Origin of the sequence: Lentibacillus salinarum, from assembly GCF_042679865.1 — a bacterium.
GTDB lineage: Bacteria > Bacillota > Bacilli > Bacillales > Amphibacillaceae > Lentibacillus > Lentibacillus salinarum.
In genome coordinates this window covers 57220-69900 of the sequence record NZ_JBHTNH010000015.1, presented here as the reverse complement: position 1 = coordinate 69900, position 12681 = coordinate 57220, and the positions used below count along the sequence as shown (strand labels likewise).

Sequence of the window (12681 nt, the reverse complement as noted above, 5' to 3'; positions counted from 1 at the left end):
CATGCCCACTAAGTATACAGGAGTTTTTATTGATATTGGTAAATTGTTCCGCAAGGAGTGGTGAAACTAGTCGCAATCACTGGTACAAATAACCGCAAGGTTGGTACAAGTTAAATGCAATAATCAAGTAGGACAAGCCATAGCCTAATAGCGCGGATAGAATCACCCAAATCATACCAAAAACCCATGTGGCTGGTCTTCTTATTAATTTATCCATTTCAGCTAAAAAACTATTTAACATTAGTCTTTACCTACTTTCTTTTGGGATGATGTATCGTGTTCTGTTAATTCCATAAATATATCTTCCAAGGTACGCTCAATCGAGCGCAATTCATTAACTTCGATATTGTTCTCTGTTAATTTTTTTATTATGTTGCCTGAAAGAGAAGGATCGGCATCAACTATAATGGCATCATCTTTCTCTTGAACATCACCAATATCTTTCATTTCATTCAATATCTGTATAGCGGATGATTTCGGGGTTGCTTTAACATATAATCCTGTTTGACCCCGTAACTCATCAACTGTACCCTCTACTACTAACTTTCCATTCTGAATCACACCAACGCGATCACACATTTGTTCAACCTCTCCGAGCAAGTGACTGGATAGTAATACGGTTCTGTTTTCCTCACTCAATTTTCGGATAAGCTTTCGAATTTCAGTCATTCCTTTAGGATCCAAACCATTTGTCGGTTCATCGAGAATCAACAATTCCGGATCCTTTAACAATGCAGCAGCAATGCCAAGACGCTGTTTCATACCAAGAGAATAAGCTTTAAACTTTGTCTCTGCACTTTTTGTCAACTCCACTTGCTCCAAAACAGTATCCACTCTAGATGGCAGAACGTCAGAATATCGTGCCATGATAAGTAAATTCCTGCGTCCAGACAAGTACGGATAAAAGGCAGGATATTCTATGAGACCGCCAACGCCTCTAATCCCCTCATGGTTTTCTAATGGTTTTCCCAGAACCCATCCAGTGCCCGAAGTCTGACGCGTTAAGCCAAGTAACATTCGTAGCGTCGTTGTTTTGCCCGCCCCGTTAGGTCCAAGAAATCCATACACTTCCCCTTTCTGGACATTCATATTCAAATAATCCACAGCAAGCGATTTTCCATATTTTTTTTGTTAAGTTTTCAATCTTTACAATTGATTTATTCACCCATTATCTTCCTTTCATTCATAATCAACATTCATCATTACTTGTATACAAGTTATACCACGACTTACATGATCTATTTTATAGAATCAGAGAATCGGATTCTAAGATTTTAACATTCTACTAAAAATCGGTGCCTTATTCTTTAGCTGTTAATTCAACATAAACGTCTTCTAGCGTCTTTGGCGATAAGGGTAGTCCAATATATTGCCTTGTTTCAACCGAACTTCTGCCCATTCTATGGCTGTTGAGACGGATGACTCATCCAGTGAGTAAATAACATTTGCCCCATTTCGATGTGTGGAAATGGACCAGTCATGATCCTCGTGACGATCAAATATGGATAACAGGTTAATTTCAAGACGTTTTTGATCAGTTACCTTTCTTTTCACTTCAGGAACAGTACCCTTCGCAGCAAACTGTCCTTTATGTAATATAGCTAGTCGATCCACCGCTTTTTCTGCTTCAATGACATTATGTGTGACTAAGATAACCGAGGTTCCATCATTCGTTAATTCACGTATCACGTCCCAAAGATACCTCCGTCTCGTTGGATCCACATCATTAGTAGGTTCATCCAATATGACAAGTTTTCCGGGTTGGATAAGGGCCATGCAAAAAACTGTTAACCTGCGAATCCCTCCAGAAAGTTTGACGCCGTCCGTATGAGCCCATTTTCCAATTTCCAATCTTTCGAACAACATATCCATTCGTTGCTTGACTTCTTTTTTATCTCCGCCTCTCATTTTTCCCATTGTTGAAACAGCTTGAGCGGGCGTTAAAAAACCAAGTTGAAATTCTGATTGCGGTTGTAATGAACAAAGCGAACGTGCTCGCTTTGGAAACTTCTGTACCGTTTTACCATGTAAGGTGATATTTCCACTTGTAGGCGTCAATGTCCCCATTATTTGATGGACCAGCGTGGTTTTCCCAGCACCATTATGACCCAAAAGACCAAATATTTCTCCTTTGTCTATATCAAACGTGAGATGATCATTTGCAACGATTTGGGATTTGAGAGGACCATTGTAAATTTTCGTTATATTTTTGAACGTCAAGTACCATACACAATACCTCCTCAAAAGTAGTACCTTTTACTAGTGATGGCCGCTTAAAGAATGAATCTGGATACGTATGACACAATAAACTCTATTATTTAGATAACACTCTCTCTTGAAAGATATATGATCTTCTCCTGCATACTTCTTTAACTTAATGAACATGTAAAATATAATACAGGGAGCTAACTGTCATTTCCCGATTCATTTTCCCAAGCGATAAACACCTGCTTTATAAAATGAACAACTTCCTGATCCATCGGATAGAAAGCGATGTCGTCTGTTAAGTGTTGCAATGCTTCCCACATGTCCCCGAGTAATTGTTCATCGGTGCCAAACATCTTCTCTGCCTGGTTGGTCCACCTTTCCACAAGTTGCCATGCTTCTTTGGAGTCAGGTGGCAGATGGAGGTTTTGTTTGATAGCTCGAATAACCTGCATCCATTCCCGGACATCTTCTTCCTTCATCTGTGCAGGATTCATGTCTGTAATCTTTTTTATGTCATCTTCGTTTAGGTATTCATTAAATGGCTGTAAAATATTGGCTGAATCCTGTTGATACAACTGAATAATTTGAAAAATAACAGACCAGTCTGCTTCACCTTCGAAATCGATCGAATAGGAGACCCCGAGGAGTGCTTCCTCTAACGTCTGTAAACGCTCCTGTTCCCGCCGGATCATATCCAATTGTCCTTGTATCGCTTCCTGCCATGTTGTACTCGATTGTTCCAATATGTTTTTAATGTGTTTGAGCGAGAATCCCATATATTTCATCGCTAAAACACGTTCCAACTTAAGCACATCATCGTCACTGTATAGACGATGTCCGCCATCCGTTTTGGAGGAGGGGGCGATCAAGCGGATCTCATCATAATAATCCAGTGTCCTGACGGTTACCCCTGTGTGCTTTGACAATTCCCCGATGGTATACATGTCATCGTCCTTTCTCCGATTTTTTTCTATTATAATACATCACGTAACGTTCGATTCAAGAGCTAAACACGGGAAAAAGTAAATATACGAGCTTTAATCCCCTTGTGTGGTTTAAGAGCTCAAATAGCTATATTGTTCATTAACTACTTCCCCTTCTCATTTGGTGTCTTGAGGAAAGCCGTTTATATTTTTTTGTGGTCTGTTTTCTCAGTTGCTTTTGAATGGGTTATCGTTTGTATGTTACTGGTGTTTTGTATTATCAAGGATGAAGCATATGGTTTACAGCAATAGTCTATCCAACCATATTGACAACGATTGCTTTGGCTTTTTATTACACACAACATTTAATAAGAGATAACAAATGGCTTTAGATGTTCGATAGCCTTAGAAATTTTATACAACAAACGGGCGCTTATCTGGAATAACAAAATTAGGAAAGAGGGGGAGAAAGGTTTAAGATTTTTAGTTTTGGGAAAAGACTAAGTAAAGTTAGACAAAATAAGTGAAACTGTGTATAATCTAATTTAGAAAGTAGTATAAATAAAATAACCGGGAATGCTGTGAACATCCCCGGTGCATGGTAAAGAAGTTCAGGCAGGGAATCCCCTCTGGACTACCTAATTAGGTAAAGCAGAAAAGAACCCTCACCCTTAAGTGATTTGTCGGTCACGGGTGGGGGTTCACTTTCTGTCGTTTAAATCTTTCACCATTTGTCGTATAAACTGCAGCAAGGCAACTAGAAATGTGCCGCCCGCAAAGACAATGATAAAAATTGATACAACTGTGTTCATAACACATCCCTCCTTTCACCAGAAATCAAAAAATGATTTTGGTGTCCAGAGGGCCAGTGAGTGGTCCCCACCCTCACAACAGTACCATGCTTGTATTCTATTCTATCGAAAAATCAGAGAAAAGCAAAGGGGAATTTAGCAGTGAATGAATAATGACGGGCACCATTTTAGTGGTTATTTTTTTATTGTGACTGTTTTAAGACAAACGGGCGCCTATCTGGAATAAGAATCGGTGTCCTATCTTGCGGAAAGTGGTTATTTTCTTAAATAAAGAAAACCTTTTGAACGTTTTATGTCTGATCGAATATAAGATATAATAAGAGTACAACTTAATGGAGGTGCTGATATGTCTATTCTGGATAAAATTATCAAGGAAATTGACATGTTGAGTGAGGGCGAAAGGCAAAAGGTGCTCGATAAAATTAAAGAAAAGTATATGGCTAGGGATGTTATTTTACTAAGTGAAAATTATGCCTGGTGGGATAATGAGGAGGATGACATCTATAATGACCAATAGGATGAAATAGGGTGATGTTTGGTTGGCAGATGTCCTTTTTAAAGAAACTCGTCAAACAAAGCAGCGCCCTGTTATTATTGTGGGAAATGAATTGGCATTGGATGTGGATGTCATTATTGCTCCGGTTACCAGCCAACAGCCACGAAATCAATTTGATGTAGTTTTGGAGTATTAGAACGTAGCCGGGTTGTTAAAACGATCTGTGGCACGTACTTCAAAAATTATTTCTATACATGGATCTGAATTGAAACGGCATATAGGTGTATTACATAAGTATGATCTTGAACGAGTACTTCATATGTGCAGAAAATTGTTTTAACAGTGTAACTTGTCCTATTCCATTAATGGGCGCAGCAATCGAATAAGAAAGCTTCTTCTAACACGTAATGGTTAAATATTCATGTCTAATGCCAGTTTAAAAAGATGTTGAAGGACTAATGAAGTGAAAATAAATTAAATGTGTACAAATATTGATTTCGTGGTATAATAAACATAGAAAGATTATAAGTGCATACACTAATAAAGACCGCCCATGCTGATACATGGAACGGTCGCAATAGACCGAACCCCATCAAGAGGAGTCAGGCAGCATAAGGAAAAAATAATCCCTCAGCGCCGTTCAAACGCATGAGAGGGGTTATTTTTTATGGTTTTTGTCAGACATAATAAACGCCACCAACATCCCGAAGGATATCATAAGCGTTAGCGCACTAACAATGCCCATTGGCAAGCACCTCCCTCCCTGGGAAGTCTCTTAAGTTGACTAACGGCAGATCGACAGTGCTACCAAACCCCTCATGCGAAGCCAGTCTATTGTTTTTTATTATAACATATTGCTATCATTTATACTGCTGCAATTACTAAGGAACTTTTTGTTTTTTCAAACAAGTCATTAGTTTAACAACAAATAGTATAAACCACTGTTCATTAAAACGGCCACGTTAGCTTAAAAGGCTTGATCTTATCATCTATGCTATCACGGTCAAAATGTGCTTCAAAAGTGTTGAAGTCAGCCGAGAGAAAATAAAAGAACAGGCGCAAATTGTATACCAATTCGCGCCTGTCTTCCTTGAAAGATAAGAAACATAAACTTTGGACGACGTTTTCAATATTGTTTTCTTACGTGAGCTGAGCACGCTATCATGTTACCTGGTCTTTTGCTTACACTTTTTGTCTTTCTTTTATCCAGTTAATCAGGCCGCCGCTCAGGACAATGTCCCGCTGACGTTCGGATAAGTTGTGTTCGGCGGTTATGTCATCACCTTGATCAGCTAGTGTCAGCTTGATTTGGTCGCTATGTTTAATCTGATTATGCAAGTCTTTGAATTGGAGGACTTCTCCCTTGGCAAGCTTGTCATAATCTGCCTCATTGGTGAACTTAAGCGGGAGTACCCCAAAGTTGACAAGGTTTTGCCAGTGGATGCGCGCATAGTCTTTCACAATGACGACACGGAGGCCGAGGTAACGCGGTGCCAGGGCAGCATGTTCACGGCTTGATCCCTGGCCATAGTTTAGCCCGCCGACAATTGCGTGGCCGGATGTTTCTTTCGTCTCCATCGCCCGATCAACATACGTTGGGTCGACATCCTCGTAAGTGAATTGGCTGATGGCTGGCAGATTGCTGCGGTAAGGCAGAACACGAGCTCCGCCGGCTAAAATTTCATCGGTGGAAATGTTGTCACCGACTTTTAAAATAACCGGTAAGTCCAGTGCATCAGGCATATCGCTCATTTCCGGAATGGAAGCAATGTTCGGGCCTTTGACAAGTTCTGTCTTTCGTGCCTCTTCCAGTGGTAGCGGTTTATCCAGCAGGCGGTCATCCACATTTGATTCGGCCGGATCTTTGACATCCGGATAAGGGAAATCCATTGTTCTTGGGTCGGTCATTTCACCGGTCAATGCGGAGACGGCAGCTGTTTCTGGCCCGGACAAATAAACACTGTCTTCTTTTGTACCGGATCTGCCCGGGAAATTCCGTGGTGTTGTCCGCAAACTGTTTCGTCCAGATGCCGGTGCCTGCCCCATGCCGATACAGCCATTACATCCCGCTTGGTGCAGTCTTGCCCCTGTTTGCAGCAGGCTGGCGATATGCATGTTTTGCACGAGATTGGTGAGCATTTGCCGGGATGTCGGGTTGATATCAAATGAGACACCATTCGTTACTTTACGGTTTTTAACGATTTCGGCTGCTATGGCGAAATCACGGTATCCCGGATTCGCGGACGAACCGATATAAGATTGATAGATTGGCGTGCCGGCAATTTCCCTGACTGCTACGACGTTGCCCGGGCTTGAAGGCTTGGCGACTAACGGTTCCAGTTCTGACAGATTGATTTCTTCATATATGTCATAAGTGGCGTCTTTGTCGGCTGTCAGTTCAACCCAATCGTCTCCCCGTTCTTGCCGGTCTAAAAAGCGCTTCACTTCATGGTCTGACGGGAACACAGTCGTCGTGGCACCCAGTTCTGCACCCATGTTGGCAATGACGTGGCGGTCCATGGCTGATAAATGATCAAGGCCTGGTCCGTAATACTCGATGATTTTTCCCACGCCACCTTTGACGTCATGCCGTCTGAGCATTTCCAGAATAACATCTTTCGCACTTACCCAGTCGGGCAATTCGCCAGTTAGTTTAACGCCCATTACCTGAGGCATTTTGATGTAAATCGGTTCACCGGTAATGGCCATGGCAACGTCGATACCGCCTGCCCCCATCGCAAGCATACCCATGCAGCCGTTGGCACATGTGTGACTGTCTGAGCCAAGTATTGTTTTGCCTGGTACGGCCAGGCGCTGCATGTGGACAGGGTGACTGACCCCATTTCCGGGTCTCGAGAAATAGAGCCCGAAACGCTGTGCCGCACTTTCCAGAAACAGGTGGTCATCCGGATTTTTACTGTCTTCCTGAATCAGGTTATGGTCAACGTATTGGGCAGAAGCTTCTGTTTTGGCATAATCCAGGCCCATTGCTTCAAGCTCCAGCATGACCATCGTCCCCGTGGCATCTTGTGTCAGCGTTTGGTCGATTTGGAGACCAATTTCCGAACCGGGCTTCATTTCGCCTGAAACGAGATGCTCTTTGATCAGCTTTTGTGTAACATTTAAAGCCAATGTGGATCCTCCTTTAGAAATATGTCTATATAATGACATTCCTCAAAAAGCAGGCAATCAAACAAAAAAAGAGAAAAGAGCGCATATATCCGCAAATGGATTCAAGTTGGTGCCGATACGAAGAAAGGTGTTACCATTATTGGCAACACCTTTCTGACAAAATTATTCTGCTTTATGGGCTTCGATTTCAAACGTTATTTTAACGTCATCGGCAAGCAGTACGCCACCTGTTTCGAGCGCTGCGTTCCAAGTCAGACCAAAATCTTTACGGTTGATGGTTGTTTCGCCGCTGAATCCGGCTACCATATTGCCGCTCATTGGATCTTTGCTTTGCCCTTCAGCCACAACATCAAATGTGACAGGTTTTGTTGTTCCGATCATGGTCAGGTCACCTGTGACATCATAGTTGTTGCCGGACTTTTTCTTAATGTCGGTGGCAACAAAAGTCGCTTTCGGATGATTTTCCACATCGAAGAAATCGGCAGATCGTAAATGATCGTCACGACCGCTATTTTTTGTATCGATACTGGATACGTCGATGTCTACTTCAACCTTTGAATCTGTCAGATCATCAGGGTCTGCTTCAAGGACAGCATCAAAGTCATTGAAGCTGCCTTTTGCTTTTGAAATCATCATATGTTTGACGGTAAATCCTACCTCGCTGTGGACTGTGTCAACATTCCAGGTTATTTTTGCCATGTAAATCCCTCCATTAATTACTTTGCGTAACTTAGTATATAATCATAAATGAATAATGTCAAGTAATTTTAAAATAGTTATTTTGAATTCAGTATAAATTACCCAATTGTACATTTCGTAAAACCTGTTTTTCCATGCTATACTATGAATAGATTTGAGGTGGCTCACGATGGTAGAATTAAGTATACTCCCGTGCGGCAGGAAGAAAATCTGGGACAAGTATCCAGACATGGGGGCAGTGCCGGCAAAAGATGCTTATATCGGAACATTGCACCAACGCTCACGTCAGTATGCGGAGTTGTTCACGGATCAATGGGTGATATTGTCCGCCAAACACGGCTTTTTGTTTGCGGATGACGTGGTTGACGGCCCGTATGATGTGACATTTAATCAGGAGCGTGATGAGATCATCACGAATGCCCAATTAACCAGGCAAATAAAAGAGAAGCAGCTAGATCAATTTGACCGGCTTGTGGTACTGACGGGGAAAAAATATAAACCGATTATAAATAAGACATTTACCGATGATATTCCAAGAACATTTCCATTGCTGCAGTATGGCGGCATCGGTTATATTCTGCAGGCACTTAAGCAAGCAGTGGAAACGCAAGTCCCTATACATAAACAGGAGCCGATATTATGACACGTCCATTACTAATCACCCTTATCTTAGTGGCCTATATTATTTATGTGTCGTTTAAATATAAAGAGACATGGAAGAAGCTGACATTATGGCAGATTGCTGGAGTGTTCGTTACGTTTGTTGGTGTCGCCAGTATTTCAGCCATCATTCTTTTTTACGGAAGCCGCTATATCACATCAGCCGTCCCAGGTGACATCATGGTTTTTATCATCCAGTTTCTTGCTGTTATCATTGTGATTGCAGCAGCAGCGATCTCATTTGCCCTGCTGGCGAGTAAAATTACAAACGGTGTCATTCCAATTGAACGACGCGGCCAGAAATAATATACACGCCGTGGAGCTGAAAAGCTTTACGGCGTTTTTTTACAGGCTCGTTTCTTTTTGTTATTTATGCCGAGCCTGGATACACTTGTCTTCGTTGGTGTAGCAGGTTGGTTCGGTGACGCCTGCGCATCCCGCAGTTCAAAGATGTTTCACTTGTCACTTTCCGCTTCGTATATAATTCAGATGTGTTTTTTCAAGACCATAGCCGTTCCGGAAAATCGTCTTTCTGAACAGATTAATCGTAAGATCTGTTATTAACCGAATAGGGGGAAAGACCGTGGACAAAGGCACTGTTATACGAACGGCAGCACTTGCTGTAGCGCTTATGAACCATGTTCTCGTCATGTTTGGGAAATCACCGCTGCCAGTTGACGCCGAGATGGTGGAGCAAGCGATTTCGTTTATTTTCATATTGGTCACATCCATATGGACATGGTTCAAAAATAACTATGTCACCAAAACAGGGCAAAAGCAAAAGGAGATATTAATCGAGAATGAGTGTTATAGGCGTGTGCACCTGCGCCGGTTTTCAAACAAATAAAAAGAATTTGTAAACCCTTCAGTGTATGGTATACTATAATCAGCAAAAAAAGCATAGGTTGGAAGCCTTCAAGGGGAGCCGTATGGCTGAGAGTGAACACGTTTGTTCAGACCCTCTGAACCTGTTAGTTAGAACTAGCGTAGGGATGGTGGCTTTTTTGATGGATAAACAGCAATGTGAGCGGATTTCCCCATCAGGAAGCTTCCCCTTGGCATTGCTTTTTTTGTGTTTGCAGAAAATGTAGCGGTGGTTTAAGCCACTGGCAAAGGGGAGGATTTTCATGCGTTCGAACCGTACATTATTTTTGATTGAGGTGGCTGTTTTTACAGCGCTGGCATTACTGTTGGATATTATTCCATTTTTATCGGTTAAGCTTTGGGCGCAAGGTGGTTCCGTTTCATTGGCAATGATCCCGGTGTTTATTATTGCGTTCCGCTGGGGGCTGAAAGGTGGCCTGTTATCCGGGTTTTTATGGGGTGTTCTACAGGTTGCAGTCGGCACTGGTTATGTGCTGCATCCGCTACAGGGGTTCATTGACTATGCACTGGCCTTTACAGTGATCGGGATTGCCGGAATCTTTGCCAACCAGATTCAGGCGGCTGTTCAAGCTGGCCGGACCAAGATTTACCTTACGTATATTACGCTTGGTGTTATCCTGGGCAGTATGCTAAGGTTTGCGGCTCACTTTGCAGCAGGTGTTGTCTTTTTTGAATCGGCTGTGGAAGGGCAATCTGTCTGGCTCTATTCATTCCTATATAATGTCTCTTATATCATTCCGTCACTTATCATAAGTGCAATGGCTGTTTTCCTCTTGTTCCATAAACAGCCTAGAACACTATTACAGGCGGCATAATTCGTTTCAACATCCGCTCACATGATTATTTTAGGTATAGCAAAAACAACCGGTAAACTGAAAATTTCGGAAAAATAGCTCTTTCTATATAAAGGGGCTATTTTTATATTTATAATGGCTGTTAGAAGGAGGGATATGGATGCGGGAACTCATTGGCCAGTGTCAATCGTGCGGCAGAGAGGTCTATTGTGAAAATGGTTTCTTTGACGGAGTTCAGGAAAATGGCCGGCTTTTATGTTATGTATGCGCTGATGAAAGTGACGGAAAATAAAGACAGGGCCTCTGAAATTCACGTGGTTTAACTGCGAGGTGAAGGGTGCACCGCTTCCTTTCGATGTGCATAGGCTATATTCACAGTTCAGAAAGGAAGTGTTTAACGTGGAGGAGATAACGCTTTCCCATTGGTTATATGGTATATTCACTTTGGCGATCATTCTGACGATGATTTTCCGCAGAGGCGTTGTGTTACCGACGTTACTTGGAACATTTGTGATTGCCTGGGTGTATATGGGCAGCCTAGTGGACGGCTTTACCGCCATCTTTAATGCCAATCTAGTGGCTGCGATTGAACTGTTCAATATCTTTTTGATTATCACGTTTATGATGGCCCTGCTGCATTCATTGAGAGATCTTGGGGCTGACCGGAGGATGATCCAACCGATCCAGAAATTTATGGTCAATGGCCATGTATCATTCTTTCTGCTGGCAGCCGTTACCTACGTCATCTCCTTATTCTTTTGGCCGACACCGGCTGTACCGCTTATCTGTGCTTTGCTTGTTCCGGCCGCTATCCGCTCAGGTCTGCCAGCTATGACGGCTGCAGTTGCTGTTGCACTCGCCGGTCAGGGGATGGCATTGTCTTCAGACTATATTGTTCAGGTGGCACCTAATTTATCGGCGACATCAGCTGGGATTGATACAACGCTTGTCGCCGATAGAGCGCTTATTTTATCACTGATTGCCGGTATTGTTGCGATTGGTCTGGCGTATTTGCTGTATCGAAAAACCATTCGTTCAAAAGACAGTGAATTGAATGAAATCGAAATGAACCAGATGCAAACGGAAAAAGAGTCCGATAACAAGGTGAAAACCACGCATATAACCACGTGGAGCAAGTTGTTTGCGGTATTGGTCCCTATATCCCTGCTGGCTGTTGTCATTTATATGATGACCTCAAAGCTTAATTCCGGCAGAATGACTGGGTTTGAAGGAGGTGACGGGGCAGCTTTTGTCGGTGGTGTTGCCGTTATTCTGCTGTTGTTGTCAACCGTGGCATTCGGACGGCAACATGCGTTGGACTATATTACCAACCATATTACGGAAGGATTTGTCTTTGCCTTTAAAGCCATGGGGCCTGTCATCCCAATTGCCGGATTCTTTTTCCTCGGCAGCTCGGATTTTTCCGGAGATATTCTTGGAGTTGAGGAAAATGCACCCGGATTCCTGTTTGACCTTGTCGAGGCTTCGCAGCAATTTGTTCCGCAAAGTGCATTGCTGGCTGCCTTTAGTATATTGATCATTGGCATTATTACCGGTCTTGACGGATCCGGGTTTTCCGGTCTGCCGCTGACTGGTGCCCTGGCAGCCTCACTTGAAACGTCGTCCGTTGATGCCGGAACACTCGCTGCAATCGGGCAAATGGGGTCTATCTGGACCGGCGGCGGAACGATTGTTGCGTGGTCATCATTGATTGCCATTGCCGGTTTTTGCGGTGTATCCGTCATGGATCTGGTGCGGAAAAACTTTTTACCAGTCATACTCGGCCTGTTCATGGCCGCTTTACTTGCGCTGGTTATATTCTAAAAAAATATTAAGGTACCGGCTAAAACGGTTATTGATGGAATAGGTGAACCAGCAACGACACAAAAAATCATTGTTGAGGGAGCCAACGCATGGCAGGGTAAATTGTATTAAAAACTAAACCATCAAAATAGGCATTCCTTTTTAGGGAATGTCTTTTTAATGGATCGCCGGCTGTGTCAAAGATCGCAAAAGAGGCATTCATTTTGATCAATTTTCGCAAAATGGATTCTTCTTTTGCTTGACTTAAT

General features: G+C 42.7%; 12 protein-coding genes and 1 riboswitch. Of the genes, 7 read left to right on the top strand and 5 right to left on the bottom strand.

All coding sequences use genetic code 11. From position 1 onward, the window contains the following. Positions 1–240 precede the first annotated feature (240 nt). The 3 genes from ACFQ4A_RS07740 to ACFQ4A_RS07730 form a co-directional block, all read right to left on the bottom strand. A complete protein-coding gene (locus ACFQ4A_RS07740) occupies positions 241–1089 on the bottom strand; it encodes an ABC transporter ATP-binding protein (RefSeq protein WP_382399240.1) in 849 nt (282 codons plus the stop codon). Positions 1090–1335: 246 nt separating this feature from the next. After that, positions 1336–2112 (bottom strand): ABC transporter ATP-binding protein, encoded by a 777-nt coding sequence (locus tag ACFQ4A_RS07735; protein WP_382399238.1) that lies wholly within the window; start codon positions 2110–2112, stop codon positions 1336–1338. Between the two features lie 293 nt (positions 2113–2405). Further along, positions 2406–3152 carry a MerR family transcriptional regulator gene (locus tag ACFQ4A_RS07730; RefSeq protein ID WP_382399236.1) on the bottom strand — a complete coding sequence of 249 codons (747 nt, stop codon included), beginning with the start codon at positions 3150–3152 and terminating at the stop codon, positions 2406–2408. 1137 nt (positions 3153–4289) lie between these two features. Here ACFQ4A_RS07730 and ACFQ4A_RS07725 point away from each other — a divergent pair. After that, a complete protein-coding gene (locus ACFQ4A_RS07725; RefSeq protein ID WP_382399234.1) occupies positions 4290–4460 on the top strand; it encodes a hypothetical protein in 171 nt (56 codons plus the stop codon). Positions 4461–4482: 22 nt separating this feature from the next. Next, positions 4483–4635, top strand: a complete 153-nt coding sequence (locus tag ACFQ4A_RS07720; RefSeq protein WP_382399232.1) for a type II toxin-antitoxin system PemK/MazF family toxin — start codon at positions 4483–4485, stop codon at positions 4633–4635. Between the two features lie 986 nt (positions 4636–5621). On the opposite strand, the gene ACFQ4A_RS07715 is transcribed toward ACFQ4A_RS07720, so the two are convergent. Both ACFQ4A_RS07715 and ACFQ4A_RS07710 read right to left on the bottom strand, forming a co-directional pair. Continuing rightward, complete coding sequence (locus ACFQ4A_RS07715; RefSeq protein WP_382399230.1) at positions 5622–7571, bottom strand: aconitate hydratase; 1950 nt, start codon at positions 7569–7571, stop codon at positions 5622–5624. A 162-nt stretch (positions 7572–7733) separates the two neighbouring features. Next, positions 7734–8270 (bottom strand): YceI family protein, encoded by a 537-nt coding sequence (locus tag ACFQ4A_RS07710; protein ID WP_382399228.1) that lies wholly within the window; start codon positions 8268–8270, stop codon positions 7734–7736. A gap of 169 nt (positions 8271–8439) precedes the next feature. Between ACFQ4A_RS07710 and ACFQ4A_RS07705 the strand changes: the two genes are divergently transcribed. The 5 genes from ACFQ4A_RS07705 (at position 8440) to ACFQ4A_RS07685 (ending at position 12433) form a co-directional block, all read left to right on the top strand. Continuing rightward, positions 8440–8913: a DUF6884 domain-containing protein gene (locus ACFQ4A_RS07705; protein ID WP_382399226.1), complete on the top strand. Its 474-nt coding sequence runs from the start codon at positions 8440–8442 to the stop codon at positions 8911–8913. Further along, positions 8910–9236 carry a hypothetical protein gene (locus ACFQ4A_RS07700; RefSeq protein ID WP_382399224.1) on the top strand — a complete coding sequence of 109 codons (327 nt, stop codon included), beginning with the start codon at positions 8910–8912 and terminating at the stop codon, positions 9234–9236. The genes ACFQ4A_RS07705 and ACFQ4A_RS07700 overlap by 4 nt, the downstream gene beginning before the upstream one ends. Before the next feature lie 277 nt (positions 9237–9513). Next, entirely contained in the window at positions 9514–9777 is a 264-nt protein-coding gene (locus ACFQ4A_RS07695) for a phage holin (RefSeq protein WP_382399222.1), read from the top strand. A gap of 61 nt (positions 9778–9838) precedes the next feature. Beyond that, positions 9839–9940, top strand: a riboswitch (TPP riboswitch). Positions 9941–10057: 117 nt separating this feature from the next. Further along, positions 10058–10630 carry an energy-coupled thiamine transporter ThiT gene (gene thiT, locus ACFQ4A_RS07690; protein WP_382399220.1) on the top strand — a complete coding sequence of 191 codons (573 nt, stop codon included), beginning with the start codon at positions 10058–10060 and terminating at the stop codon, positions 10628–10630. 441 nt (positions 10631–11071) lie between these two features. Continuing rightward, a complete protein-coding gene (locus tag ACFQ4A_RS07685) occupies positions 11072–12433 on the top strand; it encodes a hypothetical protein (protein WP_382399246.1) in 1362 nt (453 codons plus the stop codon). The last annotated feature ends 248 nt before the right edge of the window (positions 12434–12681 follow it).

Excerpts from the sequence above, each read along its gene's own strand:
- ACFQ4A_RS07740 (WP_382399240.1), bottom strand. The coding sequence starts at position 1,089 with ATGAATGTCCAGAAAGGGGAAGTGTATGGATTTCTTGGACCTAACGGG.
- ACFQ4A_RS07730 (WP_382399236.1), bottom strand. The coding sequence starts at position 3,152 with ATGTATACCATCGGGGAATTGTCAAAGCACACAGGGGTAACCGTCAGG.
- ACFQ4A_RS07725 (WP_382399234.1), top strand. The coding sequence starts at position 4,290 with ATGTCTATTCTGGATAAAATTATCAAGGAAATTGACATGTTGAGTGAG.
- ACFQ4A_RS07710 (WP_382399228.1), bottom strand. The coding sequence starts at position 8,270 with ATGGCAAAAATAACCTGGAATGTTGACACAGTCCACAGCGAGGTAGGA.
- ACFQ4A_RS07705 (WP_382399226.1), top strand. The coding sequence starts at position 8,440 with ATGGTAGAATTAAGTATACTCCCGTGCGGCAGGAAGAAAATCTGGGAC.
- ACFQ4A_RS07700 (WP_382399224.1), top strand. The coding sequence starts at position 8,910 with ATGACACGTCCATTACTAATCACCCTTATCTTAGTGGCCTATATTATT.
- thiT (WP_382399220.1), top strand. The coding sequence starts at position 10,058 with ATGCGTTCGAACCGTACATTATTTTTGATTGAGGTGGCTGTTTTTACA.
- ACFQ4A_RS07685 (WP_382399246.1), top strand. The coding sequence starts at position 11,072 with ATGATTTTCCGCAGAGGCGTTGTGTTACCGACGTTACTTGGAACATTT.